Source organism: Microbacterium sp. Ru50, assembly GCF_002920555.1.
Lineage (GTDB): Bacteria > Actinomycetota > Actinomycetes > Actinomycetales > Microbacteriaceae > Microbacterium > Microbacterium arborescens.
Genome location: NZ_PQSV01000002.1, coordinates 104,240 through 130,278, shown reverse-complemented (window position 1 = coordinate 130,278; position 26,039 = coordinate 104,240). Strand labels below are relative to the sequence as shown.

Below are 26,039 nucleotides of genomic sequence, written 5' to 3'. Positions count from 1 at the left end.
GTGGCACACCGCCTAGGCGGTGTGTTCGACGTGCACACGTTTCAGACCGCCCGGCGTTGAAGGCCCGGCGGTCTTCTTCGTGGGGCGGGCGCTCCGACGAAGAAAGACGACGATGACCGGTTCCCTCCCGACCCTGACCGATCTCGCCGCGAGCGGTGAGCCGTTCGCGCTCATCGCGCGCGACGGGGCGAGCGTCGAGGTGCTCCGCGGCGACGTCGTCGACGTCGACCGGCTCGCCGACATCCCGCTCGACGATGCCGACGGCACACCGCGCGAGGTGCTCGCCCTCGTGCCGTTCCGTCAGGTCGTCGAACGCGGCTTCGTCTGTCACGACGACCGGGCACCGCTGCGGTGCCTGCGCGTCGCCGATCACGATTCCCTGCCCCTGGCCGAGGCGCTGCGGCAGCTGCCGTCGGAGCGGGTGCCGCTCGAGGATGCCGGGTTCGACATCTCCGACGAGGACTACGCCGATATCGTCCGTCGCGTGATCGCCGACGAGATCGGCCGCGGCGAGGGAGCCAACTTCGTCATCCGCCGTGATTTCACCGCGACCGTGGAGACGGATGCCGTCACCGCCGGCCTCACCTGGTTCCGCGCGCTGCTGCAGCACGAGCGCGGCGCGTACTGGACCTTCCTCGTCGTGACCGACGGTCACGTCGCGGTCGGCGCCAGTCCGGAGGCCCACGTCAGCGCGCGCAGCGGGGCGCCCGCGGAGCCCGGGACGAGCATCGTGACGATGAACCCGATCTCCGGCACCTTCCGGCACCCTCGCGGCGGCGCGACGGCCGAGACCCTGACGGAGTTCCTCTCCTCGACCAAGGAGACCGAGGAACTGTTCATGGTCGTCGACGAGGAGCTGAAGATGATGTCGGCCGTCTGCTCGGACGGGGGTCGCATCACGGGGCCGCATCTGAAGGAGATGTCGCGCCTCACCCACACCGAGTACATGCTGCGCGGCTCGAGCACGATGGATCCCCGCGACATCCTCCGTGAGACCATGTTCGCCCCCACCGTCACGGGCTCGCCCATGCAGAACGCGTGCACCGTGATCGCGCGGCACGAGCGCACGCCCCGCGGGTACTACTCCGGCGTCGCGGCCCTGTTCACGCCCGCGGCCGGCGGCGGCCACGACCTCGATGCGCCCATCTTGATCCGCACGGCCTACCTCGTCGACGGCCGGCTGCGCGTGCCGGTCGGCGCGACGCTCGTGCGGCACTCCGACCCGGCGGGCGAAGTGGGCGAGACCCACGGCAAGGCGGCCGGCGTCCTGGGCGCGATCGGCGCCGTCGACCGCGACGAAGCGCCCGCGGCGATCGCCGACACGACGGCCGTCGACGAGGACGCGCCGGCCGCGCACCGCCCGCGGCTCGGCGACGATCCGACCATCGCGGCCCTGCTCTCCTCGCGCAACGCGCGTCTCGCGCAGTTCTGGCTCGACCCGCAGGCCGCCGAGGGCGGGCCGTACGCGGGCCGCGAGGTGCTGGTCGTCGACGCCGAGGACCGCTTCACCACGATGCTCGGACACCAGCTGCACCACCTCGGGTTCACCGTTCGCATCGCTCCCTGGCACGAGGTGACGGATGCCGCGGTCGACGAGGCCGGCCTCGTCGTCTTCGGTCCCGGCCCAGGCGATCCGCGCGACGGCGCGAGCCCTCGCATCGCCCGCATGCGAGAGCTCGTCGGCCGGCGCGCCGACGCGGGCACTCCGCTGCTCGCGGTCTGCCTCAGCCACCAGATCCTGGCCGACCGGCTCGGCATCGCGCTGGCCCCTCTCGCGTCGCCCCATCAGGGCCTGCAGAAGAGCGTGGATGTGTTCGGGCAGCCGGCATCCATCGGGTTCTACAACACGTTCACGGCGCGCGTCGCTCCCGGCACCGACCGCCTCGGCGACACCGAGATCGCGGCCGACCCGTCGTCGGGTGACGTGTACGCGCTACGCGGTCCCGCGTATGCGTCGGTGCAGGGGCACCTCGAGTCGATCCTGTCCCGCGATGGCCTGCCGACACTCGAGCGGCTCATCGGATTCGCGGTCGAGCCCGTCCCAGCCTGATCGCCGCCGCACCGGCGGCGAGGGCGTCAGCCGAGGATCGAGATCGGGTTGAAGACGTCGGCGAGGATCAGGGTCCCGCCCATGACGATGAGCCCGATCACGACGACGAAGGTGACGGGCACGAGCTTCGTGGCGTCGACCGGTCGCGGACGCGGGCGGCGGAAGAGCTTCGCCCAGGCGCGCTTGATCCCGTCCCACAGGGCCACCACGACGTGTCCGCCGTCGAGGGGCAGCAGGGGCAGCAGATTGAAGATGAACAGCGCGATGTTGAGCGAGCCGAGCAGGCTCAGCACCTGGAAGGCGCGGTCCTGAACCGGCGCGTCGGTCGCGGCGACCTCGCCCGCGATGCGCCCGGCGCCGACGACCGACAGCGGCCCATTGGGATCGCGTTCCCCACCGGTGACGAGGGCGACTCCGGTTTCGTAGACCTTGACGGGCAGCTGCCAGATGACGCTCGCGACGGCGCCGAGCCGCTCGACCGCCGCCTGCGGTCCGGTCCAGATCGGCTGCGGCACGTTGATACGCGTTCCCGTCATACCGACGAAGCCGACCTCTTTCACCTCGGTCGTCCCGTCCGCGGCCATCACGGGGCGTTCGGCGGCGATCGGGGTGACCTCCAGCGTGACGCGGTCGCCGTCGCGCTCGACGATGATCGGGATCGTGCGCCCCGGCGACGCCTGGATGATCGCGGTCGCCTCGACGTAGCCCGTCACCTCGGTGCCGTCGACGGCGACGATGATGTCGCCGGGGCGGATGCCGCCTGCCGCGGCCGGTGAGACGGGATCACCGGGCTCGCACGTCGTGCGCTCGACGCCGGCCGGGACGACGCACTCGTTGACGCCGGCGATCGTCGTCGAAACGCTCGGCAGTCCGATGGCGCTCAGCGCGATGCCGAAGAGCACCATCGCGAGTACGAAGTTCATGAGCGGCCCGCCGACCATGATGACGATGCGCTTCCACACCGACAGCTGGTAGAACGCCGGTCGCGTGTCGTTCTCGACGAGGGTCTCGGCGTTGGCGAGGCGGGCGTCCTGCACCATCGCCCCGAAGAAGCGACCGCTGCGCCGGGTGGCGGCCTCGGGATCCTCGGGTGCCGGCGGATACATGCCCGACATCGAGATGTAGCCACCGAGAGGCAGGGCCTTCACGCCGTACTCGGTCTCGCCGAAGCGCCGCGACCAGAGGGTCGGCCCCAGGCCGATCATGTAGCGGCCGACACGCACACCGAACAGCTTGGCGGGGACGAGGTGCCCGACCTCGTGCAGCGCGATCGAGACGGCGAGCCCGACGACGAGCAGCACGACGCCGATGACGAAAGCGAGGACGGTCACGACCGCTCAGAGTACCCGCCGAGTCTTTGAATCGGCCCAGGCCGTAAACTCCCACCATGGAGCGGGCGCAGAGTGCGGCAGTGCGGCGTGCTCGCGCGCTGCGGGGAACCGCCTCCGCCGCGATCGCCACCGTCTTCGCCGCCACGGCCCACACCATCTCGGGCGGTCTGGCGCCGCTCTGGCTCATCGTCGTCGCGGCGCTGCTCGCGGCGCCCGCGGCCGTCTGGCTCGTCGGCCGCGCACCCTCGGCATGGCGCACCGGCCTGGTCGTCCTCGCCAGTCAGGGCCTGTTCCACACCTTCTTCTCGATCGCGGGTGCCGCTGATCCGACGGCGCCGGTCCCGCACACCCACGGCGGAGGGCTCCCCGCCCTCGCGCCTCTCGCGCATACGCACGCCGTGAGCTCGGGAATGACGGCGACGCATGTTCTCGCCGCCGCCGTGACCGTCGCCACGCTCGTCGCCGGCGAACGCATGGTGCGCGCCATCCATCGCGGCATCCTGCGGTTCGTGCGATTGATGTCGCCGTCGGTTCGTGCGCTGACTCCGATGCTCCGTCCCGTCCCGCGCCGCGAACGCGTCGCGGCGGCACGTCGCCTCCGTTTCTCTCTGTCACTGCGGGGTCCGCCGGTCGCCACCGTGTGACCTCCCCTTCCCGTAGCGGGCCGCATGACGCCGCCCGCATGTTCTGAGAGATGACAATGACCCGCACCATGACCGCGCGCCGCCGTGCGCGCCTGGCCGTCGGCGTGACCGCCGGTGCCGCCCTCGCCCTCGCCCTCCCGCTCGCCGCTTCGGCACACGTGCACGTGACGCCGGAGGAGGTCGCCGCCAACGGCTCGACCCGTATCGACTTCTCGTTCAGCCACGGCTGCGACGGGTCGCCCACGACGGCACTCGTCGTCGACATCCCCGCCGAGGCACAGGGCGCGACCCCCGTCATCGACGGCGCGTGGACCATCACGACCGAGGCGGGCGAGAACGGCGTCCCCACACGCGTGACGTACACGGCGGTCGCGCCCATCCCCGACGCGTACGCAGCCTCTGCCGGCATGAACGTGATCTTCCCCGGCTCGGCCGAGGGCGAGAGCTTCGCCTTCCCCGTCACGCAGCAGTGCGAGACCGGCGAGGCCGCCTGGGTGCAGGTCGCTGAAGACGGTCAGGACCCGGACGACCTCGAATACCCGGCTCCCGTCGTGGTCGTCGGAGCAGCGGCGGCCGACGCGCACGGCGGACACTCCGAAGGCGGCCACTCGTCCGGCGACACGGCCGATGCGGCCGACGCGGAGACGACCGCGGCATCCTCGTCCGCGGCCGATCCTCTGCCCATCTGGCTCTCGGCCGGGGCTCTCGTCGTCGCGGCCGCAGCGCTCGTCCTGGCCATCACCCGCCGACGCGCCTGAGCACACCCGGGGCGGGCGCGTCAATCGACGCGGCCGCCCCGGAACCGGGGTGAGACAATGGTCGCAATGCCTACCGACGCCCCGAACCTCCCTCCCGTCCTCCGCCCCGAGAGTCCGCCGCGCCGCTCCCTGACAGAGCTCGCGGCGCACGTCGGCGGGCGGATCGTCGGCGCCGCCACCGACGTCACCGTGACGGGCATCACCCTCGCGACGGCAGATCTACGCCCGGGCGAGGCTTTCGTCGCGATCCAGGGTGCCGTCCGGCACGGTGCCGAGTTCGCAGCGCAAGCCGCCGCGACGGGCGCAGCGGCCATCGTCACCGACACTCGCGGGGCCGAGCTCGCCGCCGACGCCGGTCTGCCCATCGTCGTCGTCGACGATCCGCGGGCCCGACTGGGCGAGCTCTCGGCCTGGGTCTACGGAACCGGCCGCGAGGACCGTCTCCCCCTGCTGTTCGGCACGACCGGGACGAACGGCAAGACCAGCGTCTCTCACCTCATCGAGGGGATCCTCGGTCAGCTCGGAGTCGTCACGGGCCTGTCCTCGACGGCGGAGCGCCACATCGCGGGCGACGTCATCGTGTCGCGGCTCACGACCCCCGAGGCCTCGGAGTTCCACGCGCTGCTCGCCCTCATGCGCGAGCGCGGCGTCGACGCGGTCGCCGTCGAGGTGAGCGCGCAAGCGCTGACCCGGCACCGCGTCGACGGAGTGGTGTTCGACGTCGCCGGGTTCACCAACCTCACCCACGACCACCTCGACGACTACCGAGACATGGCGGAGTACTTCGAGGCGAAGCTGCCGCTCTTCCTCGCGGACCGGGCGCGACGCGGGGTGGTGTGCCTCGACTCCGACGCCGGCGCGCAGATCGTGGCGCGCGCGGAGATCCCCGTGACGACGATCATCACTCCGGCGATCGCCGAGACCCCCGCAGCGACAGCGGACTGGACCGTCGAGATCGTCGAAGAGCGGCAGGACGGCACCGAGTTCCGGCTGGTCGGGTCCGGTGGCCGACAGCTCACGACGACGGTTCCGGTGATCGGACGGCACATGGCCGCGAACGCCGGTCTCGCGATCGTCATGCTCCTCGAGGGCGGATACGCGTGGGACGAGCTCGTGCGCGTGCTCGACGGGCACCGCATCGATGCGCACCTGCCCGGCCGCACGCAACGCGTCTCGGGCGACCGCGGGCCGGCCGTGTACGTCGATTTCGGGCACTCCCCCGACGCGTTCGAGAAGACCCTCGCCGCCGTGCGGCGCGTGACCCCCGGGACCGTCGTGATGGTGTTCGGCGCCGACGGCGATCGCGACAAGACCAAGCGGCACGACATGGGGGCGACGGCTGTCCTCGGCAGCGACATCCTGATCGTGACCGACCACCACCCGCGCTTCGAGGATCCCGACGCGATTCGGGCCACCCTGCTCGAGGGCGCTCGGCGAGCGCGACCGGATGCCGACATCCGCGAGTCGTCGCCGCCGGAGAAGGCGATCATCGAAGCCGTCTCGCTCGTCGGAGAGGGCGACGCGATCCTGTGGGCCGGCCCGGGACACCAGGACTACCGCGACATCCGCGGAGTCCGCACGCCCTACTCGGCTCGCGAGCTCGCTCGTCGAGCGCTTCGGGATGCCGGCTGGCCGGTGCCCGAGCCCAGTTGGGCCGTGCCCTACGCCGACTGAGCGCGTTTGTGGTCGGACCACTGTGAAAAATCGGCGGTCCCCCGCCGTCCTGTCGCTCCCGTGCACGATCGCCGCACCCTCTGCGGCCCGGGCGTAACGTCGGCCGCAGGCACGCCGCGGCAGGCACGACCAGCGCCTTCCCCGCTCCCCGGCGGGCCTTCCGACAGGACGAAGGACCCACGATGAGCACAGTCATCCCGACCACGACAGCACACGACGACGACGCGGTCCCCGCCGCGTGGGAGGGCTTCGCCCCGGGCCCGTGGCAGGACGACATCGACGTCCGCGACTTCATCCAGCGCAACTACGAGCCCTACACCGGCGACGCGTCGTTCCTCGTGGGACCGACGGCCCGCACGACCGGGCTCTGGCAGACGCTCAGCGAGATGTTCCCGGCGGAGCGCGAGCGCGGCGTGTACGACGTCGACGCCCTCACCCCCTCGACGATCACGTCGCACGCTCCGGGCTACATCCGGCGCGAGGACGAGCTGATCGTCGGTCTGCAGACCGACGCGCCGCTGCGTCGCGCGATCATGCCGAACGGCGGCTGGCGCATGGTCAAGGGAGCCCTCGAGACGTACGGCTATCCGGTCGATCCGACCCTCGAGACGATCTTCACGCGCTACCGCAAGACCCACAACGACGGCGTCTTCGACGTGTACCCGCCGGCCGTCCGCCGCGCCCGCAGCAGCCACATCATCACGGGCCTTCCCGACGCCTACGGTCGCGGCCGGATCATCGGCGACTACCGGCGCGTCGCCCTGTACGGCACCGACGCGCTCGTGGCGGCGAAGAACGTCGAGCGGGCGGAACTCGACATGCACCCCTCGACGGAGAACATCCTGCGCTCGCGTGAGGAGAACGCCGAGCAGATCCGCGCCCTGCACGAACTCGCCGAGATGGCCGCCTCGTACGGCTTCGACATCACCCGGCCCGCCGCCACCGCCCGCGAGGCGATCCAGTGGCTGTACTTCGCCTACCTCGGGGCGGTGAAGGAGCAGAACGGTGCCGCGATGAGCTTCGGGCGCAACACCGCGTTCCTCGACGCCTACATCCAGCGCGATATGGCGCGCGGCATCCTCACCGAGGTCGAGGCGCAGGAGCTCGTCGACGACCTCGTCATCAAGCTGCGCATCGTGCGGTTCCTCCGCACGCCCGAGTACGACGCGCTGTTCTCCGGCGACCCGACCTGGGTGACGGAGTCGATCGGCGGTGTCGGCGAGGACGGACGCACGCTCGTGACCAAGACCGCCTTCCGATTCCTGCAGACGCTCTACAACCTCGGCCCGGCACCCGAGCCCAACCTGACGGTGCTGTGGACCGACGCGCTGCCCGACGGCTTCAAGGAGTTCTGCGCACAGGTCTCGATCGACACCTCGTCGATCCAGTACGAGTCCGACGACCACATCCGCGCGCTGTGCGGTGACGACGCGGCGATCGCATGCTGCGTCTCGCCGATGACGGTCGGCAAGCAGATGCAGTTCTTCGGGGCTCGGGTCAACCTCGCCAAGACTCTCCTGTACGCCATCAACGGCGGACGCGACGAGGTGAGCGGCAAGCAGATCGCGCCGGCCGCCGCCCCCGTCTCGGGAGACGTGCTCGGGTACGACGACGTGCGCGAGCGCTTCCGAGTGATGATGGAGTGGCTCGCCGAGACGTACGTCGACGCGCTCAACTGCATCCACTTCATGCACGACAAGTACGCCTACGAGCGTCTGGAGATGGCGCTGCACGACGGGAACGTCCTGCGCACCATGGCATGCGGCATCGCCGGCCTCTCGGTCGCCGCCGACTCGCTCTCGGCCATCAAGTACGCGAAGGTCGAGCCGGTGCGCGATGCGTCGGGTCTCGTCGTCGACTACCTCGTCCACGGCGACTTCCCCACCTTCGGCAACGACGACGACCGTGTCGACGAGATCGCCCGCGAGCTGGTGTCGGACTTCATGTCGATGATCCGCAAGCACCAGACATACCGCGACGCGGTCCACACCCAGTCGGTGCTGACGATCACGTCGAACGTCGTGTACGGCAAGGCCACGGGCAACACCCCCGACGGACGCCGTGCCGGCCAGCCCTTCGCCCCGGGCGCGAACCCCATGAACGGGCGCGATACGCACGGGATGCTGGCGGCGGCGCTGTCGGTCGCGAAACTGCCCTTCGACCAGGCCCAGGACGGCATCTCGCTGACCACGACCGTGACGCCGAGCGGGCTCGGGCGCACGCCGGACGAGCGGGTCCGCAACCTCGTGGGACTCCTCGACGCGCAGATGGCCTCGGACGGCTACCACCTCAACGTCAACGTGCTCACGCGCGAGACGCTGGAGGACGCGATGGTCAACCCCGACAAGTACCCGCAGCTGACCATCCGGGTCTCCGGCTACGCGGTCAACTTCGTGCGACTGACCCGAGAGCAGCAGCTCGACGTCCTCAGCCGCACCTTCCACACGGGAGTCTGAGTCCCGTGTCCGCCATCCTGGTGCCGGGCGCGGCCTGCACCGCCGATCTGAGCGACCCCCGTCACGACCGTCTCGCCGCACGACGGTCCGGGCATGTCGCGAGCGTGCACTCCTGGGAGCTCGTCACTTCCGTGGACGGCCCCGGCACCAGGATGACCCTCTTCCTCGCGGGATGCCCGCTGCGCTGCCAGTACTGCCACAACCCCGACACGTGGCGTCAGCGTGACGGCGAGATCACTGAGCTCGATGACATCGTCGCCCGTCTGCGCCGGTACCTGCCGGTCTTCCGGGCGACGGGAGGAGGACTGACGATCTCCGGCGGTGAGCCGCTGCAGCAGGCGGCCTTCGTCACGCGCCTGGCCCGGGCCGCGGCCGAGCTCGGCGTCCACGTCGCCATCGACACCTCGGGGAACCTCGGCCGCGCGGCATCCGATGCACTGCTCGACGACGTCTCGCTCGTCCTGCTCGACGTGAAGTCGGGCCTGCCCGACACCTATCGCGAGGTCACCGGGCGCGACCTGCAGCCGACGATCGACTTCGGCGACCGCCTGGCCGCTCGTGGCACGCCCGTGTGGATCAGGTTCGTGCTCGTGCCCGGACTCACGGATGCCGTGGAGAACGTCGACGCCGTCGCCGACATCGTCGCCCGATGGCAGAACGTGCACCGCGTCGAGGTCCTGCCGTTCCATCAGATGGGTACGTCGAAGTGGGAGCGACTCGGCATCCCCTACCCGCTCGCCGGGCGACCGACGCCGGATGCCGAGCTGCTCGCGCGGGTCCGCGATCAGTTCGCGGAGCGAGGCCTCACCGTCTACTGACGGCGGCCGTCATCGCGTCGCACCGATCGCGCGGTCAGCGGCGTTCCGCGCCCACGATTCGGCCTCCGCGAGCGACTCCCGTGTGAGCTCGCTCGGCGGACAGTGCGCGTCGACGACGCGCTCGACGGTCTCGACGATCCCGAGGAAGCTCAGCACCCCGGCGTGGAACGCCTCGACGGCCTGCTCGTTCGCGGCGTTGAACACCGCCGGGTAGGTTCCCCCCTCTCCGCCCACGCGCTTGGCGAGGGCGACAGCCGGGAACGCTGCGTCGTCGAGCGGCTCGAAGGTCCACTCGCCCGCACGTGTCCAGTCGAGCGGAGCGCCGACGCCCGCGACTCGGCGCGGCCAGTCGAGGCCGAGCGAGATCGGCAGGCGCATGTCGGGCGGCGAGGCTTGGGCGATGGTGGAGCCGTCGATGAACTCGACCATCGAGTGCACCACCGACTGGGGATGCACGACGACGTCGATGCGGTCGTAGTCCACGCCGAACAGCAGGTGGGCCTCGATGACCTCGAGCCCCTTGTTGACGAGCGTCGCGGAGTTGGTCGTCACGACGCGTCCCATATCCCAGGTGGGGTGAGCGAGCGCCTGCGCGGGGGTCACAGCGGCCAGCTCGTCGCGCCGGCGGCCGCGGAACGGCCCACCGGATGCCGTGAGCACGAGCCGGCGCACCTCGTCGGGCTCGCCCGACCGCAGGGCCTGCGCGATGGCGGAATGCTCGGAGTCGACCGGGACGATCTGACCGGGCGCGGCGAGAGAGGTGACGAGCTCGCCGCCGACGATCAGCGACTCCTTGTTCGCGAGCGCCAGGGTTCGACCCGACTCGAGCGCGGCGAGAGTGGGCCCCAGCCCGACCGACCCGGTGATGCCGTTGAGCACCACGTCGGCGTCGACATCACGGACGAGACGTTCCGCATCAGCCGCGCCGAGTGCGGTGCGGGTCACCCCGAAGCGAGCTGCCTGCTCTTCCAGCATCCGCGCGTTCGACCCGGCGGCAAGCCCGACGACCTCGAACCGGTCGCGCCGGGAGTCGATGACGTCGAGCGCCTGCGTCCCGATCGAACCGGTGGAGCCGAGGATGACGACGCGACGCATCCCGTCAGCCTAGGTGCTGCGGGGGTGCCGGGTTGATTGGCGCGGCGGCGGGCGACCTCAGCCTGCGGCCGGCGCGGGCGTGCGCTGGACGCCGAGGATGTCGACGACGAAGACGAGCGTCTCGTTCTGGAGCTCGCTGCCCTCCTGCGCGCCGTAACCCGCGGCCGGCGGGATGACGACGAGCACCTGCGAGCCGACCTGCTGTCCCTCCAGGGCCTGCTGGAAGCCGGCGACGACCCCGTTCGTCGGGAACGCCGCAGGCTGGCCGCGGTCCCAGCTCGAGTCGAACACCGAGCCGTCCGACCACTTCACGCCGGTGTACTGCACGAATGCGGTGTCGCCGGGCTGGATCGTGGCGCCGTCGCCGGTCTTCAGGTTCGCCAGCTTCACCTCGGTCGGCGCGTCGGTGCCTGGGAGGGTGATGGTGGGGGCGCCGTCGTCGGCGAGCTCGACCGTCGGCATGCCGTCGACGGCCGCCTGGTCGGCGCCGGTCGCCCGAGTCGGGAGCTTCTCGACGCCCTCCGCGACGACCACCACGGCCGTCCGGCCCTCGCCGAACGCCGACCCGGGAATCGCCAGAGCCGCCGTCGAGCCGAGCGGGGCGCACTCGAGCGCCGCGACGAACACCGAGTACTGCTGGGTGTCGAGCAGGACCGGAACCAGCCCGGAGTCGTCGGGCGAGGTGTCGCGCGACTGCTCGAGCAGTTCGCCCGTCGCGCCGTCGTAGATCGCGTAGGACCCCGACACCAGGTCGCCCGAGTGGAGGTCCTCGCCGTCGCCGCGGGTCGTGAGCGTCCGCTCGATCTCGGCGGGCTCGAGGCCCGGGTCGACCGTCGCCGTCAGCTCGGGCGCCGCGCCCGACACCTCGATGCTGTCGGAGGACTCTCCCGGCTGGGCGTCGACGAGGCACTGCTCCGACCCGCCGGAAGCGTTGGGGCTGGGCGACTCGGTGGCCGTGTCACCGCCCGCGCAACCGGCGAGCGCAAGCGCCGAGACGGCGACGACGGACAGAGCGGCGAACGGGCGCAGACGCACGGAGAACCTCTTCGATCGGGGAGACGGAACTGTCATCCTCTCGCACCAGCATCAGTGCGCGCTGAGAACCCGGGGCGTCCTCCGTCAGCGTTGTGGATTGTGACGGGGCGATGTCGGAGGCCCGTGGCAATATTAGAACATGCATTCGAATGACGGGGTGAGCGGCGGGATGGGCAGCGACGCTGATGTCGCTGAGCTCGCGATGCTGGTCGCGGATGCCGAGGGGGCGGCGGACGTGGTTCGGGCTGGCCAGGTGCGTGAGGTTCGGGTGCTCGCCGCCGCCGGGGTACTCGCGGAGAAGCAGGCCGCCGGGTCGTCGGAACGCGTGAAGGCGCGCGAGATGGCGCTGCGCGGAATCGCAGCGGAGCTGGCTGGGGTGTTCGTGGCGACCGACCGGACCGTGCAGCGCCGCATCGATGAGGCGCGAGACCTGGTGGAGAACTACCCGGTGACGATGGCGGCGTGAGAGGACGGGCGCATCGTCCGCGGGCATGTGCGGGTCATTCAAGAGACGGGATGCCTGGTGCCTGCGGAGGAGCGGGCGGAGTTCGAACGGCTTGCGATCGAGCGGTGCGAGGGCGAGACCCCGAACCGGGTGCGGGACGCGTTGCGGATGATCGCCGAGCGGATGCACCCGAGGACGTTCACGGAGCGGCATGAAGAGGCCGCGGCGGGGCGGTGCGTGCGAGTGCAGGCAGGCGCGGATGGGATGTCGGATCTCATCGCGACCCTGCCGACGGTGATCGCGGATGGGATTGTCGACCGGCTGACGCGGCAGGCGCGCGAGATCATCAGCGCGCGGCATCAGGCCGACGCGGCATCCGGTGGCACTGGCGCTGGCGCTCGAGCTGACGCGGCGTCCGGTGGCGCTGGCGCTCGAGCCGACGCACCTGACGCACGAGCCGACGCCAATGGTGGCGGTCGCGATGCCGATGCGACGATTCGCGACGGGTCGTCGTTCGTCGACGATGCCCGCACGATCGACCAGGTCCGCGCCGACGTGCTCAGTGACCTCCTCCTCGCCGGCACACCCGCCCTCGACCCCACCGCGACCGGTGACGGCAACGGAACCCTCGGAGCGATCCGGGCGCACGTGCAGGTCGCCGTGTCTGCGCTGACGCTCACGGGCCAAGACGAGGGGCCGGCAGATCTCGCTGGTCGCTCCCCCATCGACGCGAACACTGCACGCGAACTCGCCGGAAACGCCACCTCGTGGGACCGGCTCCTCACCCACCCGGTCACCGGGACCGTGCTGGAGTGCGACACCTACCGGCCGACCGCCGCCATGGTGCGACTGCTGCGGGCCCGCGACCGGCACTGCCGGTTCCCCGGATGCCGGCAACCGGCGATCCGCTGCGAGCTCGACCACACAATCGCTGCCTCCGACGGCGGTGCGACGCACGTGTGCAACCTCGCCAACCTCTGCAAGAGACACCACGACGTCAAACACCACACCCGCTGGCGAGTCCGACAACTCCCGGGCGGCCTGCTCGTCTGGACCTCACCCACCGGACGGATCTACCGCGAAGACGCACCACCACCATTGATGGCGTTCACGACCGCGGGTCCACCCGGACCGGGAGCTCCACCGTTCTGACGATCCGTACTCGATACGGCCTCGCCCGCCCACGTCGGTCGTGTGCGCTCGCACAACATGTCCGCGCAGTTATGCGTTCCGCAGTAGCCTCGTCTGGTGAACGCTGACGCAACCGAGCCGCAGTCCGGCGAGCCCGGCGAGCACGACGAAGCCGCAGCCGCCGTCGAAGCAGTCCCCGGAATCGGTCTCACCTACGTGATCGGCCGGTGGGTGCTCGCACCGCTGGCTCGCATGATCTACCGGCCGCGCATCGAAGGACGCGAGCACTTCCCCCGGAAGGGCGCCGTCATCCTGGCGAGCAACCACCTCTCCTTCATCGACTCCTTCGTGATCCCCATGGCGTCGCCACGCCCGGTGCGGTTCCTCGCGAAGTCGAGCTACTTCGACGGGACCGGATTCCGCGGGTGGCTGTCGCGCGAGTTCTTCTACGCTGCAGGCGCGTTCCCGGTACGCCGCGGAGCAGGCCAAGCCGCGCTCGATGCCCTGGACCAGCAGAAGAAGATGCTCGACGCCGGATGGTCGACGGCGCTCTACCCCGAGGGCACGCGCTCTCTCGACGGCCGCCTCTACAAGGGGCGCACCGGTGTCGCTTTCCTCGCGCTGCAGACCGGCGCACCGGTGATCCCCGTCGGACTCATCGGGACGAGCGACATCATGCCCGTCGGGGCGAAGTTCCCGCGGCTCCGTCCGCGGGTGACCGTCCGCTTCGGCGAGCCACTCGACCTCAGCCACCACGGTTCGGCGGACTCCGGTCGAGCCCGCCGCAACGCCACCGACGAGATCATGGCTGCCATCCACGCCCTGTCAGGTCAGGAGCTGGCAGGCGCTTACAACGAAGCCCCGCCGCAGAACACCGTCGAGCGGATCAAGCAGGCTCTGCCGCACGAACGCCGCTGACCAGACAGGTCACTCCTCGCCCGAGACGAGGATCGTCGGCTCGTGGCGCACCGGGAAGTTCACCGAGTTCGCGATGAAGCACCAGGCATTCGCCTGAGCGTGCGCCTCGAGCGCCGCCTCTCGCATCGAGGCCTCCGCGACGACGACCCGGGGTCGCAGGACGACCTCCGCGAACGCGCCGCCACCCCGCCCGTCCTCACGCATCGTTCCCGTCGCGTCATCGGTGTACGAGACGACGACGACCCCCGCCGTCACGCACGCGTGAAGGTACGACAGCAGGTGGCATTCGGAGAGCGCCGAGAGCAGCAGATCCTCCGGGTTCCACCGGGTCGGGTCTCCGCGGAACGGCTTGTCGCTCGACGCCGCGAGCGACGGCTTTCCGTCGATGCTCAGCGTGACGGCCCGGTCGTAGTCTCGGTAGCCGCTCGTTCCGGTGCCGCGATTCCCGGTCCACTCGGCCCGGACGGAATAGCGGTGCTCACCCAACATGCAGACAGTCTGACACGCGGCACGGCGGGGCCCGCGACGGTAGGCTGTCGGGGTGCCGCAGACCTTCGCCGTTCCCGCCGCCGTCGAGCTCGCGGTCGTCGAGCGCAGCGGTTTCATCGAGTCCCGTCACGCCGGCGCAGCGGTCGTCCTGGGAGCCGACGGCAGCCCGATCCGCACCCTCGGCGACGTAGACGCACCGATCCTGCCGCGCTCGACCCTCAAGCCCCTGCAGGCACTCGCCAGCATGACCGCCGGAGCCTCGCTCGAGGGGGAACGGCTCGGCCTGGCCACCGCCAGCCACTCCGGCACCGATCGGCACGTCGCGGTCGTCCGCGGCATCCTGAACGACGCAGGCCTCGGCGAGGACGATCTCGGCTGCCCACCGGCCTGGCCCGGCGACACCGCCACGCGCGACGAGATCGTGCGGGAACTCGGCACCCCCACCCGCATCCGCATGAACTGCTCGGGCAAGCACGCCGCGATGCTGGCTGCGTGCGTCGCGAGCGGCTGGGACACCGCCACGTATCTCGACCCTGAGCATCCGCTTCAGGTGCACACGCGGGAGGTCATCGAACGACTGACCGGCACGAAGGCCTCGGCGATGGCGATCGACGGATGCGGCGCCCCCGTCTACGCGATGAGCCTCATCGCGCTCGGGCGCGCGATCCAGCGCATCGGCACCGCGAGCGAGCGTTCGCCGTTCGCACTGCACCGCATGGCTGGTGCCCTCGTCCGGGCCGTTCGCGAGAATCCCTGGACGATCGATGGTCCCGGGCGACCCGACACCGTCGCGATCGAGAGACTCGGAGTCTTCGCGAAGACGGGCGCCGAGGGCGTGCTCGTCATGGTGGCCCCCGACGGGACCACGGTGGCCCTCAAGGTGCTCGACGGCAACGGCCGCGCCGCGTCGGCGATCGCGCTCACCCTGCTGGTGCGGGCAGGCGCCCTCGAGGCCGCACCCGTGGCCCGCGTGATCTCTCATCTTCCGCTGACCGTGCTCGGCGGCGGACAGAACGTCGGCATCATCCGGCCGACGGTGTAGCGGCTCCTCACGAGGGAGCGCAGAAAGGACTGCCATGCGCATCAGCGTTCCCAGCGAGGTCAAGAACAACGAGTACCGCGTTGCGCTCACACCATCGGGTGTGCACGACCTCGTCGTCAACGGCCACGACGTGTTCGTCCAGCGCGGTGCCGGCGAGGGCTCGTCGCTGCCCGATTCGGAGTACGCCGACGCCGGAGCAGTGCTGCTCGACGACGCCGACGAGGTCTGGGCGCGCGCCGAGCTGTTGCTGAAGGTCAAGGAGCCGATCGCGAGCGAGTACCACCGCTTCCGCGATGACCTGGTCCTGTTCACCTACCTGCACCTCGCGGCCGACCGCCCGCTCACCGAACGGCTCGTCGAGAGCGGCATCACCGCCATCGCCTATGAGACCGTGCAGCTCCCCGGCGGGGGCCTGCCGCTCCTCGCACCGATGAGCGAGGTCGCCGGCCGCCTCGCCCCGATGGTGGGCGCCTCCACGCTGCTCCGCTCGGCCGGCGGTCTCGGCCTGCTCATGTCCGGTGTCCCCGGCACCCGGCCCGCCGCGGTCACGGTCATCGGCGGCGGAGTGGCCGGCGCGAACGCCGCATACATCGCGGCCGGCCTCGGCGCGGACGTGACGATCTTCGACACCAACATCCAGCGCCTCCGCTTCCTCGACGACCACTTCCAGGGGCGGGTCAAGACCGCCGCCTCCAACCCGCTCGATCTCGAACGCGCGGTCGTGGCTTCCGATCTCGTGATCGGATCGGTGCTGATCCCCGGCGCCAAAGCCCCCAAGCTCGTGCGCAACGAGACCGTCGCACGCATGCGACCGGGTTCGGTGCTGGTCGACATCGCCGTCGACCAGGGCGGCTGCTTCGAGGACACCCGGCCGACGACCCACGCCGACCCCACCTTCCGCGTGCACGACACGGTGTTCTACTGCGTCGCGAACATGCCCGGCGCCGTACCGAACACCTCGACCTCAGCTCTCACGAACGCGACACTCCCCTACGTGCGGCAGATCGCCCGCCACGGCTGGCGCCGGGCGCTGAGTTCCGACCCGGCGCTCGCGGCCGGACTCAACACCGCCGCGGGCCAGGTCGTGAACGAGGGCGTGGCAGCAGCGCACGATCTCACGGCAGGCTCGCTGGCCGTCGCGCTGGGCTGAGAGGCAGGACGACCCGGCGGACACGATCCGTCCGCGTGTCGATGACCCACGCGCGCCCGCGGCCCGGCACGGCGTAGGGCGGCAACCGCCGGCTGCCCGTCACGAGCCGCAGCTCGGACCCGCAGGCGGCGTCGACCACGAGCTGAACCCGCGTCTGCGCGCCTGCCGCCGCGCCGCGCCAGCGACCGATCCATGCCTCAGGGGTGCCCCACACGACCCTCCCCGGGCGTAGGGACGTCGTCTGCTCCACAGAAGTGACCTCGAGGCCGCGACTGCGCCAGTGGTCGAGCACCGCCTGCGTGGCGCCCGTGGGCGGTGCCACGAACGCTGTGGCGAAGCTCGGCTCGAACACACCGGGGAGCGCTGCCTCGCCGCGCGGCGGAGGAACGTCGCCGGGATCGGCGAACTGGACGAGCGCACCACCCCATCTCCCCCGCCCCGCCGGCGCCGACGGGTCGTGGTGCGATGGGTCACCGCCGAACGAGACGTGCTCCGACCGCGAGACCGCTGTGAGCACCGCACGATCGGGCAGAAGGTCGATGATCCTCCCGACGGCTCCCGTTATCCGCTGCGCCGCGCAGATGAACTGGATGCCGCGGGCTCGAGCGTCGCGCGCGACGCGTTCCAGGATCGCCGCCGCGGCGGCGCTGTAGTCGTCGGGCAACGCCGCGAGCAGGCGGTCGAGATCGTCGACGACGACCACCCAGCCCTCCGGAACGTCATCGAGCGCGGTGACGACGTCCCACGCCGCCTCGAGGTCGCCGGGTACCCAGCACAGCCGGTCGGCGGGCACCTGTGCCGCGATGGTTCGCAGGAGCGTCATGCGCCCCGACCCCGCGCGTCCGAGCACCCCTGCTCCCGGCGCACGTCCGTCGAGGACCACGACGCGCCGACGCTGCTCTGCCGGCTCGTCGGCCACACCCAGAACGAGGGCCCCCTCCCGCCGCACCTCGGCCAGCGCGATGTGAGCGGGCAGCGGCGGCAGCCAGGGGCGACGGGCCGGAGTCGCTCCCGCGGCGGCTCGAGCGATGTCCGCAATGGCCTCGGGAGGACACAGACTCACCCGCAGCAGGTGCGGCTGCGCGTCCGCCGGACGCTTCACCAGCGCGGCACCGCGGTCCGCGCGTCCACCGGGCAGTGCCGCAGCCTCCGCCGACCCGAGCACGGCGCGCGACTCCGCGCCATCGGCCACACGCAGGGCGATCCGCAGCGGCGCATTGGCGAGCACCGCTTCGCGGTACCCCGCCGCACGCTGCGTCGCCAGCACGAGATGCATCCCGAGCGCGCGGCCGCGTGCGGCGATGTCGGCGAACACGTCGTGCATCGCGGGGTGAGCGGCCGTGAGCGCGGCGTATTCGTCGACGACGACCACCAGCCGCGGCAGCGCATCGGACGCCTCGGCGATGTCACGTGCCCCGAGCTCGGCCAGGACGCGTTCCCGACGCCGCACCTCGGCGGCGAGGCTCTCGATCGCACGCACAGCGTTCCGGTCGTCGAGATCCGTCACCACGCCTGCCACGTGCGGCAACGACGTCAACGCGTCGAAAGCCCGACCGCCCTTGAAGTCGATGAGCAGGAAATTCACGCGCGACGGCGGCGAGGCCCGTGCGAGCGACGCGATCCAGGTCACGAGCAGCTCGCTCTTCCCGCTACCGGTAGCCCCCACCACGACCGCGTGCGGCCCGTCGTCGACGAGATCGACGATCACAGGACCGCCGCGGCCGGCTCCGAGAACCGCGGTGATCCCCGCGCCGCCGGGGCGAGGAAGATCGTCGAAAGGCAGTGGCGTCACGTCGTCGCCGCCCACCGCGGTGGCCCGTTCGCGGAGCAGCGCGACGACCGTCGTCGCCTGGGCCCGGCCGATCGTCTCCGGACGCAGCACCGAGGAGGAACCGCCATACCCCAGCACCGCTTCGTCGACGCCGGAGACTCGCACGACGGCGGCGCATTGCGGGGGCGGGGCAACCGAGTCGACGCACACGATCGCGATGTCGGCATCCGCGGGTGGCGCCCCTGACCCCCACCAGAGCCGCAATCCTGCGAGCACCGACGCGTGCGGGAGCTCTCGGGCCCAGTCCTCGGCCGCGGCGACGAGCGAGACTTCGCCCGGCCCATGGACGAGGCAGATCTGCAGCACGAGAGCTCGCGCGATCGACGCCGCGGGCGCCGCGGGCCCGACGACCGCGATCCCCGCCGTGAGCGGGACCGTGACCGGCGCGTTGCGCACGGTGGCGGCGGCCTGCCGGAACTCCGGCGGCGCGTCACCATCGACACGCGTGCGCGACGGCGCGTCGCCCGATCCCACGACCACCAGGTCGCGGGCGGGCCTCGGACGCCACAGGTCGTCGGGGGCGGCGAGGAGTCGGGCGACATCCGGCGTCGTGCGCCAGCGGTCGGCGCGCTCGTGTGCGTGGCGCTCGTCCAGCTCGACGTGAGCGGACAGCAGGCCGGCAGCGGCGCTCCCCGCGGAGCTGCGCCGCTCTCGACGCGCCACGCGCATCCCGTCGAGCAGCGACGCGACCGCGACGAGGGGCCCGAGCGCCGCGAACCACAGCACCGTCGGCGACCCCGTCATCTGCCAGAGGAGGACGGCACCCGCCACCGGGACCGCCAGCGCCCACACCGGGAGCGGCGGACGCCGTGTCTCAGGCCGCGGCGGCGGCAGCCGGATCGGGTCGTCGAAGGGGACGGTCGGATGCACGCGTCCGAGTCAAGCAACGCACTCGTGGTGCCACCATACTGATGGCGCAGGAGGTGGAGAGCCGGGTTCAGTCCGCGTTCGGGGAGGAGGCGTCGTCGGCGCTGCGGAAGTGCGCGTCGAGCACGATGATCGTCACGTTGTCGCGACCGCCGTTCTCGAGCGCGGCGGTCATCATCGCCGAGACCGCCGCAGCGGGATCGGGGTTCTCGAGCAGGAAATGCAGGATTCCGTAGTCCGTCAGCTCCTTCGTGAGCCCGTCGCTGCAGATGACGAACCGGTCGCCGTCGACGACATCCAGACGCACGTAATCAGGAGTGACACCGTCGCTCGGCCCGACGGCGCGCGTGATGACGTTCCCGTACGGGTGCTGCTCCGCCTCCTCGGGGCTGAGCCGCCCCGCGGCGACGAGCTCCTGGACGACGGAATGGTCGGTCGTGACCTGAGCGATCGCCTGGTCGCGCAGGAGGTAGACCCGCGAGTCGCCGATGTTCAAAGTCGTCCACTGCGGTTCGCCGTCGACGATGTCGAGGTACACGCCGGTGACGGTGGTGCCGGTTCCGTCGTCGGTCGTCTCGGGGTGATCGGCGATGTCGCCGACGGCCCGCTCGAGAGCCTCTTCGATGTCTTCGGGAGTGACGACGCCGCGATCGGCGACACCACGGAGACGATCGACGGCACTCGCGCTGGCGATCTCGCCGCCGATGTGTCCGCCCATGCCGTCGGCGACGATGAACAGCGGATACTGCGCGAGAACGGCATCCTGGTTGCTGTCGCGTCGACGTCCGGTGTCGGTCGCGGCGGCCCACCGGAGTTCGATCGCACCGGACGGGACGTCCACGATCCGGGATTGGGTCGTGGGGTCGGGCACGCTGTCACTCTTCTTTCGTCGACGGATGGGCGTGTCACACTCTAGTGGACGCACCCGTGGTGCGGGATTCCGTCAGCCCGCGGCGGGGTCCGACGGAAGCGGGAAGAGCGAGTCGATCGTCGCCAACTCATCGGCGTTGGGCTGCCACGCCGAGGCCGCCGCGGCGTTCGAGCGCACCTGCTCGGGAGAGGTCGCGCCGGCGATCACGCTGCTCAGCGCGGGCTGCGCCAGGAGCCAGCCGAAGGTCGCCTGCACCATCGTGATGCCCCGCTCATCGCAGAACGAGCGGTAGGCCTCGATGGCATCCCACGGCGCGTTCTCCCACAGGTGACGCCGCTCCCGAGCGACACGCGTGTCGGCGGGAATGTGATCCCGCGTGAATTTCCCGGTCAGCAGGCCGTTGTGCAGCGGGAAGTACGGCAGGAAGCCACGGCCGAAGTGTCGGACGGCCGGCAGCACCTCTCGCTCGGCGGCGCGCGCGAGCAGGCTGTAGTGATTCTGCGCGGAGACGAACGGCACATCCCCGCGGGCGCGTGCGACCGCCTCCGCCTCGGCGATCTGCCACCCCGCGAAATTGGAATGGCCGATGTAACGGATCTTCCCTTCGCGAACGAGTTCCGACAGCGCGTCGAGCGTCTCCTCGATGGGCGTCTCGGGGTCGGGCGTGTGCAGCTGATAGAGATCGATCCAGTCCGTCTGCAGACGCTCGAGCGACGCCTCAGCCGCTCGACGGATGTAGACGCGCGACCCCTTGGCGCCGGGCAGACCGAGGTCCACCGCACTGTGGCCGAACTTCGTGGCCACGACGACGCGGTCACGGCGCCCGCGCAGCGCTTCGCCCATCAGAGTCTCGGACAGGCCTGGCTCCCCGCCGTAGATGTCGGCGGTGTCGAAGAAGGTGATGCCGGCGTCGAAGGCGGCATCCAGCACGGCGACCGTGCCGTCCAGCGTCTGTGTGGGCGTCCCCCGCCGACCGAAGTTGTTGCATCCCAGCCCGACGGCCGAGACGAGAAGGCCGGAGGTTCCGAGTCGCCGGGTCTGCACTGCGTCGTCCATCCTTCCACCGTAGACCCGGGGCACGGTGTGCACGGCCGAGACGAGGAGGAGCCCCCGTCTTTCGACGAGGGCTCCTCGGGTGCTCACTGCCGCGGGGCGTCCGGAGCGGGAGGCTCGGTGGTCGGCGGCGTGACGGGCGGCTGTGCTGCCGGCGGCGGGTAGGCACCGGCCGGAGGTGCCGGCGGAGCAGCGGGCGGCGGGTACGAGCCGGCCGGCGGGGTGCTGGGGGCCGCGGGCGGAGCGTATCCGGCGCCGGGGGCACCGTAGGCGCCGGCTGCAGGAGCTGCTCCGCCATCGGGCTGAACGGGGATCCCCTGCCAGACGGTCGTGTCGCGAAGGAACGAGGTGCGCCACGGCGAAGGCTGCACGTTGGGGTTCCACGGCGAGCTCGAGAAGGCTGCGATACCCAGCCAGATCAAGCCGCCGATGCCCGGAAGAATGTAGAGCAGCACGAGCGGCCAGTCCTTGCCGAGCTTCTGGCCCACGCGAACGCTCGCCAGAGCGAGAGCGATGATCGCGAGGTAGCCGAAGATGAAGCCGATGCCCGGGATGTTGCTCAGCACGCCCGTGGCGATGATCGCGCCCAGCATGACCCACGGGGAGATGTCGCCGAGCTTGGCGAACACCATCTCGCGGTAGAACGGGACCCACGCTCGCCACTTGCCCTGCACACCGGCCTTCTCGAAGATCTTCATGTAGAAGAACGAGCTGATGATGTAGCCCGCGAGCGCGAGGATCAGGATGATGGGAAGGATCAGCAGGAGAAGGGCGAGAACCGCGCCCGCCCCCGCACCATCGTCGTAGTAACCCGACATGAACGACCTCCTCAGTCGTGACCTGGACGACGCGCTCGCGTCGTCGGTCGCCGCTCATGCTAGCGAACCACGGGCTGTCGCGTGAGACGGTGACGGCCGGTCCCCGCTGACTCAGACGACGAGCTCGAGTTCGCCGGATACCGCTGCCTCGCGCAGCACCCACCCGTTCGCATCCGCCCAGGCGACGAGATCGGCTCGCGACGCCACCGCCGGCGCCGAAAGCGCGAGCGCGCGGGTCAGCTCCCCCTTCGCGTGCTTGTTGAAATGGTTCAGCGCGCGTACCGTCCCGTCGGCGCCGGCGGAGACGACGCGTACGAAGGCCGACGACATCGCCGCAGGCACCGGAGCGAGCGCCACATAGGCCTCGGATCGCAGATCCAAGACGAAAGGCGCATTCGTCTCCCCCAGCGCGGCGGAACCTGCGGCAGCCCAGTGACGCCGGAGCGGCGGGATGCCGGGGAGTGATGCCCCGGCCGCGAGACGGTACGCGGGGATCGGGTCGAGTGCGGCGACGGGACCGAACGGCGCCGACTGGATGAGCACGTGCTCCCCGAGCCAGTCTCGTGCGGCGGAATCGAGATTCGTCGAGCCCAGCGCATCGAACAGCACACCCGTGTAGCGGTCGACGGCCGGCATCGTCGGAGACGTCGTCAGCTCGGCGTTGACCGCGACCTCGCCCCGCTGACGGGCGCTGAGCTTCAGCACCCGCGCTGCGGCATCCGGGTCCGCCGACAGTGCGACGAGGGCAGCGACCGCGGCCCGTCGCTCGGGGGCCAGCTGCGGCAACGCGAGCGCGTCGATGTCGAGCGGCGCGCCCGTGCCGCCGGCACGCTTGGTCTCGGAGGGTGGCAGCAGCACCAGCATCCGTTGTCTCCCTTCAACGCGAGAGACCGCACCCCGGAGGGTGCGGTCTCTCGTAGACGCGGTACGGGTCAGGCCAGCGCGGCGTTGCCAGCCACGATGGTGAGCTCGTCACCCTCCATCGACAGGAAGCCGTCCTGCGCGTTGGCGACGATCTTCTCGCCGCCCGGCTGCGTGATGCGCACCTGGCCCTCGGCGAGGATGGCGAGCACCGGCTCGTGCCCCGCCATGAAGCCGATCTCGCCCTCGACGGTCTTGGCCACGACGAGGGATGCCTCACCCGACCAGACCTCCGCCTCGGCGGAGACGAGCGTGACCGTCAGAGCCATGTCAGCTGTTCTCCTTCTGGATCTTCGCCCACTTCTCTTCGACGTCGCCGATACCGCCGACGTTGAAGAAGGCCTGCTCGGCCACGTGGTCGAAGTCGCCCTTGACGATCGCGTCGAACGACTCGATGGTCTCCTTGATCGGGACCGTGGAGCCCTCGACACCGGTGAACTTCTTCGCCATGTAGGTGTTCTGCGAGAGGAACTGCTGGATTCGACGTGCACGCGACACGACGATCTTGTCCTCTTCGGAGAGCTCGTCGACACCGAGGATCGCGATGATCTCCTGCAGTTCCTTGTTCTTCTGCAGGATCTGCTTCACGGCGGTGGCCACGCGGTAGTGGTCCTCACCGATGTAGCGCGGGTCGAGGATGCGGCTCGTCGAGCTCAGCGGGTCGACGGCCGGGTAGAGACCCTTCGACGCGATCTCGCGCGAGAGCTCGGTCGTCGCGTCGAGGTGAGCGAAGGTCGTCGCCGGGGCGGGGTCGGTGTAGTCGTCAGCGGGGACGTAGATCGCCTGCAGCGAGGTGATCGAGTGACCGCGCGTCGAGGTGATGCGCTCCTGGAGCACACCCATCTCGTCGGCGAGGTTGGGCTGGTAGCCCACGGCCGAGGGCATGCGGCCCAGCAGCGTGGAGACCTCGGAGCCGGCCTGCGTGAAGCGGAAGATGTTGTCGATGAAGAGCAGCACGTCCTGCTTCTGCACGTCACGGAAGTACTCCGCCATCGTCAGGGCCGACAGGGCGACGCGCAGACGCGTCCCCGGCGGCTCGTCCATCTGGCCGAAGACGAGGGCGGTCTTGTCGAAGACGCCCGCCTCCTCCATCTCGTGGATGAGGTCGTTGCCCTCACGCGTGCGCTCACCGACACCGGCGAACACCGACACACCACCGTGGTCCTGCGCGACGCGCTGGATCATCTCCTGGATGAGGACGGTCTTGCCGACGCCGGCACCGCCGAAGAGGCCGATCTTTCCACCCTGGACGTAGGGCGTGAGGAGGTCGATGACCTTGATGCCGGTCTCGAACATCTGGGTCTTCGACTCGAGCTGGTCGAAGCTCGGCGCCTGGCGGTGGATGCCCCAGCGCTCGGTGACCTCGATGGTCTCGCCCTCGGCGGCGTTGAGAACGTCACCCGTGACGTTGAAGACCTTGCCCTTGGTGACGTCGCCGACGGGGACCGTGATGGGGCCACCGGTGTCGCGCACCTCCTGGCCGCGGACCATGCCGTCGGTCGGCTTCAGCGAGATCGCGCGGACGAGGTCGTCGCCGAGGTGCTGAGCGACCTCGAGGGTGATCTCGGTCGACGCGCCGTCGATCGTGATCGTGGTCTTGAGCGCGTTGTAGATGTCGGGGATCGAGTCGTGCGGGAACTCGATGTCGACGACGGGGCCGGTGACGCGCGCAACGCGGCCGACGACCGACGTGGCTTCGGCAGTGACGGTGGTCATGTCTGTCTCTTTCGGTTGGTCTTACTTGCCCGACGCCAGAGCGTCGGCGCCGCCGACGATCTCGGCGATCTGCTGAGTGATCTCGGCCTGGCGAGCGTTGTTGCGCAGGCGGGTGTAGTCGGTGATGAGCTTGTCGGCGTTGTCGCTCGCCGACTTCATCGCCTTCTGCGTCGCGGCGTGCTTCGCGGCGGACGACTGGAGCAGCGCGTTGAACACGCGGCTCTGGACGTAGACCGGCAGCAGCGCGTCGAGCACCGTCTCGGGGTCGGGCTCGAACTCGTACAGCGGATAGACCGGAGCCTGGTCCGCCGTCGCGGCATCGGCCTCGACGACCTCGAGTGGCAGCAGACGGACCGCTTCCGGCGTCTGCGTCATCATGCTGACGAAACGGTTGTACACGAGGTGGATCTCGTCGACGCCGCCGTCTTCGCCACCCTGAGCGTAGGCGTCGAGGAGAGCCCCGGCGACCTGCTCGGCCGTGCTGAAGTGCGGCGTATCGGTGTCACCCGTCCACTCCCCCGCAGCCCGCATCCGGCGGAACTGGAAGTACCCGACGGCCTTGCGACCGATGAGGTAGTAGTCCACTTCCTTGCCCTGCGACCGCAGCAGCTCGGCCAGCTCGAGACCCTCACGGAGGATCTGCGAGTTGAACGCGCCGGCGAGGCCGCGGTCGGAGGCGAAGATGACGACGGCGGAACGACGGATCGTTTCGCGCTCGGTCGTCAGCGGGTGCTCGACGTCGGAGTGGGTCGCCACCGCGGAGACGGCACGCGTCACAGCCCGCGCGAAGGGAGAGGACGCGCGGACGCGTCCCATCGCCTTCTGAATGCGCGAAGCCGCGATGAGCTCCATCGCCTTCGTGATCTTCTTGGTCGTCTGAGCAGAACTGATCTTCTGCTTGTAGACCCGGAGTTGTGCGCCCATAA

General features: G+C 70.5%; 23 protein-coding genes. 11 read left to right on the top strand and 12 right to left on the bottom strand.

The genetic code is table 11. The features are described 5' to 3' along the window. Window positions 1-112: 112 nt before the first annotated feature. Window positions 113-2,050 carry an anthranilate synthase family protein gene (locus C3481_RS10645; protein WP_103842251.1) on the top strand — a complete coding sequence of 646 codons (1,938 nt, stop codon included), beginning with the start codon at window positions 113-115 and terminating at the stop codon, window positions 2,048-2,050. Window positions 2,051-2,076: 26 nt separating this feature from the next. Here C3481_RS10645 and C3481_RS10640 read toward each other — a convergent pair whose 3' ends face one another. Continuing rightward, window positions 2,077-3,381, bottom strand: a complete 1,305-nt coding sequence (locus C3481_RS10640; RefSeq protein ID WP_103842249.1) for an RIP metalloprotease — start codon at window positions 3,379-3,381, stop codon at window positions 2,077-2,079. A 56-nt stretch (window positions 3,382-3,437) separates the two neighbouring features. On the opposite strand from C3481_RS10640, the gene C3481_RS10635 reads away from it, so the two are divergent. From C3481_RS10635 to pflA, 5 genes are all read left to right on the top strand, one after another. After that, entirely contained in the window at window positions 3,438-4,025 is a 588-nt protein-coding gene (locus C3481_RS10635) for a hypothetical protein (protein WP_103842247.1), read from the top strand. A 56-nt stretch (window positions 4,026-4,081) separates the two neighbouring features. After that, on the top strand, window positions 4,082-4,783 hold the full coding sequence (locus C3481_RS10630) for a DUF1775 domain-containing protein (RefSeq protein WP_103842245.1): 702 nt from the start codon (window positions 4,082-4,084) through the stop codon (window positions 4,781-4,783). Between the two features lie 66 nt (window positions 4,784-4,849). Then, window positions 4,850-6,457, top strand: a complete 1,608-nt coding sequence (locus C3481_RS10625; RefSeq protein ID WP_103842243.1) for a Mur ligase family protein — start codon at window positions 4,850-4,852, stop codon at window positions 6,455-6,457. Between the two features lie 182 nt (window positions 6,458-6,639). After that, window positions 6,640-8,913: a formate C-acetyltransferase gene (gene pflB, locus C3481_RS10620; RefSeq protein ID WP_023955163.1), complete on the top strand. Its 2,274-nt coding sequence runs from the start codon at window positions 6,640-6,642 to the stop codon at window positions 8,911-8,913. 14 nt (window positions 8,914-8,927) lie between these two features. Next, a complete protein-coding gene (pflA, locus tag C3481_RS10615; protein ID WP_258039110.1) occupies window positions 8,928-9,731 on the top strand; it encodes a pyruvate formate-lyase-activating protein in 804 nt (267 codons plus the stop codon). 9 nt (window positions 9,732-9,740) lie between these two features. Here the strand turns inward: pflA and dxr are convergent, their stop codons facing one another. Continuing rightward, the gene (gene dxr / locus C3481_RS10610) at window positions 9,741-10,826 is read right to left on the bottom strand and encodes a 1-deoxy-D-xylulose-5-phosphate reductoisomerase (RefSeq protein ID WP_103842241.1); all 1,086 of its coding nucleotides are present in this window, start codon (window positions 10,824-10,826) and stop codon (window positions 9,741-9,743) included. A gap of 57 nt (window positions 10,827-10,883) precedes the next feature. After that, on the bottom strand, window positions 10,884-11,861 hold the full coding sequence (locus C3481_RS10605; RefSeq protein WP_103842239.1) for an FKBP-type peptidyl-prolyl cis-trans isomerase: 978 nt from the start codon (window positions 11,859-11,861) through the stop codon (window positions 10,884-10,886). A 139-nt stretch (window positions 11,862-12,000) separates the two neighbouring features. On the opposite strand from C3481_RS10605, the gene C3481_RS10600 reads away from it, so the two are divergent. The 3 genes from C3481_RS10600 (at window position 12,001) to C3481_RS10590 (ending at window position 14,355) form a co-directional block, all read left to right on the top strand. After that, window positions 12,001-12,327: a hypothetical protein gene (locus C3481_RS10600; RefSeq protein WP_146053641.1), complete on the top strand. Its 327-nt coding sequence runs from the start codon at window positions 12,001-12,003 to the stop codon at window positions 12,325-12,327. 12 nt (window positions 12,328-12,339) lie between these two features. Next, a complete protein-coding gene (locus C3481_RS10595; RefSeq protein WP_103842235.1) occupies window positions 12,340-13,458 on the top strand; it encodes an HNH endonuclease signature motif containing protein in 1,119 nt (372 codons plus the stop codon). A 93-nt stretch (window positions 13,459-13,551) separates the two neighbouring features. Further along, window positions 13,552-14,355, top strand: a complete 804-nt coding sequence (locus tag C3481_RS10590; protein WP_036305910.1) for a 1-acyl-sn-glycerol-3-phosphate acyltransferase — start codon at window positions 13,552-13,554, stop codon at window positions 14,353-14,355. 9 nt (window positions 14,356-14,364) lie between these two features. On the opposite strand, the gene C3481_RS10585 is transcribed toward C3481_RS10590, so the two are convergent. Continuing rightward, window positions 14,365-14,844 (bottom strand): OsmC family protein, encoded by a 480-nt coding sequence (locus C3481_RS10585; RefSeq protein ID WP_023955175.1) that lies wholly within the window; start codon window positions 14,842-14,844, stop codon window positions 14,365-14,367. 52 nt (window positions 14,845-14,896) lie between these two features. On the opposite strand from C3481_RS10585, the gene C3481_RS10580 reads away from it, so the two are divergent. After that, window positions 14,897-15,886: an asparaginase gene (locus tag C3481_RS10580; RefSeq protein WP_023955177.1), complete on the top strand. Its 990-nt coding sequence runs from the start codon at window positions 14,897-14,899 to the stop codon at window positions 15,884-15,886. A gap of 34 nt (window positions 15,887-15,920) precedes the next feature. Continuing rightward, window positions 15,921-17,036 (top strand): alanine dehydrogenase, encoded by a 1,116-nt coding sequence (gene ald / locus C3481_RS10575; protein WP_064955608.1) that lies wholly within the window; start codon window positions 15,921-15,923, stop codon window positions 17,034-17,036. Here the strand turns inward: ald and C3481_RS10570 are convergent. From C3481_RS10570 to C3481_RS10535, 8 genes are all read right to left on the bottom strand, one after another. Continuing rightward, the gene (locus C3481_RS10570) at window positions 17,002-19,737 is read right to left on the bottom strand and encodes an FtsK/SpoIIIE domain-containing protein (protein WP_103842231.1); all 2,736 of its coding nucleotides are present in this window, start codon (window positions 19,735-19,737) and stop codon (window positions 17,002-17,004) included. The genes ald and C3481_RS10570 overlap by 35 nt on opposite strands. Before the next feature lie 67 nt (window positions 19,738-19,804). After that, a complete protein-coding gene (locus C3481_RS10565) occupies window positions 19,805-20,605 on the bottom strand; it encodes a PP2C family serine/threonine-protein phosphatase (protein WP_023955184.1) in 801 nt (266 codons plus the stop codon). 72 nt (window positions 20,606-20,677) lie between these two features. Continuing rightward, the gene (locus C3481_RS10560) at window positions 20,678-21,661 is read right to left on the bottom strand and encodes an aldo/keto reductase (RefSeq protein ID WP_103842229.1); all 984 of its coding nucleotides are present in this window, start codon (window positions 21,659-21,661) and stop codon (window positions 20,678-20,680) included. An 83-nt stretch (window positions 21,662-21,744) separates the two neighbouring features. Further along, a complete protein-coding gene (locus tag C3481_RS16535; RefSeq protein WP_023955188.1) occupies window positions 21,745-22,476 on the bottom strand; it encodes a hypothetical protein in 732 nt (243 codons plus the stop codon). 111 nt (window positions 22,477-22,587) lie between these two features. Then, on the bottom strand, window positions 22,588-23,340 hold the full coding sequence (locus C3481_RS10550; RefSeq protein WP_071919291.1) for a YaaA family protein: 753 nt from the start codon (window positions 23,338-23,340) through the stop codon (window positions 22,588-22,590). Window positions 23,341-23,408: 68 nt separating this feature from the next. Continuing rightward, window positions 23,409-23,666, bottom strand: coding sequence for a F0F1 ATP synthase subunit epsilon (locus tag C3481_RS10545; protein WP_023955192.1), 258 nt, complete (start codon window positions 23,664-23,666; stop codon window positions 23,409-23,411). Window position 23,667: 1 nt separating this feature from the next. Beyond that, complete coding sequence (gene atpD / locus C3481_RS10540) at window positions 23,668-25,113, bottom strand: F0F1 ATP synthase subunit beta (protein ID WP_023955194.1); 1,446 nt, start codon at window positions 25,111-25,113, stop codon at window positions 23,668-23,670. 21 nt (window positions 25,114-25,134) lie between these two features. Next, window positions 25,135-26,037, bottom strand: coding sequence for a F0F1 ATP synthase subunit gamma (locus C3481_RS10535; protein ID WP_023955196.1), 903 nt, complete (start codon window positions 26,035-26,037; stop codon window positions 25,135-25,137). Between the last annotated feature and the right edge of the window lie 2 nt (window positions 26,038-26,039).

Bases quoted from the DNA above. Each gene is read 5' to 3' on its own strand.
- dxr (WP_103842241.1), bottom strand. From the start codon at position 10,826: ATGCGTCGCGTCGTCATCCTCGGCTCCACCGGTTCGATCGGGACGCAG.
- C3481_RS10550 (WP_071919291.1), bottom strand. From the start codon at position 23,340: ATGCTGGTGCTGCTGCCACCCTCCGAGACCAAGCGTGCCGGCGGCACG.
- C3481_RS10535 (WP_023955196.1), bottom strand. From the start codon at position 26,037: ATGGGCGCACAACTCCGGGTCTACAAGCAGAAGATCAGTTCTGCTCAG.
- C3481_RS10585 (WP_023955175.1), bottom strand. From the start codon at position 14,844: ATGTTGGGTGAGCACCGCTATTCCGTCCGGGCCGAGTGGACCGGGAAT.
- pflB (WP_023955163.1), top strand. From the start codon at position 6,640: ATGAGCACAGTCATCCCGACCACGACAGCACACGACGACGACGCGGTC.
- C3481_RS10630 (WP_103842245.1), top strand. From the start codon at position 4,082: ATGACCCGCACCATGACCGCGCGCCGCCGTGCGCGCCTGGCCGTCGGC.
- C3481_RS10635 (WP_103842247.1), top strand. From the start codon at position 3,438: ATGGAGCGGGCGCAGAGTGCGGCAGTGCGGCGTGCTCGCGCGCTGCGG.
- atpD (WP_023955194.1), bottom strand. From the start codon at position 25,113: ATGACCACCGTCACTGCCGAAGCCACGTCGGTCGTCGGCCGCGTTGCG.
- C3481_RS10545 (WP_023955192.1), bottom strand. From the start codon at position 23,666: ATGGCTCTGACGGTCACGCTCGTCTCCGCCGAGGCGGAGGTCTGGTCG.
- C3481_RS10625 (WP_103842243.1), top strand. From the start codon at position 4,850: ATGCCTACCGACGCCCCGAACCTCCCTCCCGTCCTCCGCCCCGAGAGT.
- ald (WP_064955608.1), top strand. From the start codon at position 15,921: ATGCGCATCAGCGTTCCCAGCGAGGTCAAGAACAACGAGTACCGCGTT.
- C3481_RS10645 (WP_103842251.1), top strand. From the start codon at position 113: ATGACCGGTTCCCTCCCGACCCTGACCGATCTCGCCGCGAGCGGTGAG.
- C3481_RS10560 (WP_103842229.1), bottom strand. From the start codon at position 21,661: ATGGACGACGCAGTGCAGACCCGGCGACTCGGAACCTCCGGCCTTCTC.
- C3481_RS16535 (WP_023955188.1), bottom strand. From the start codon at position 22,476: ATGTCGGGTTACTACGACGATGGTGCGGGGGCGGGCGCGGTTCTCGCC.
- C3481_RS10600 (WP_146053641.1), top strand. From the start codon at position 12,001: ATGCATTCGAATGACGGGGTGAGCGGCGGGATGGGCAGCGACGCTGAT.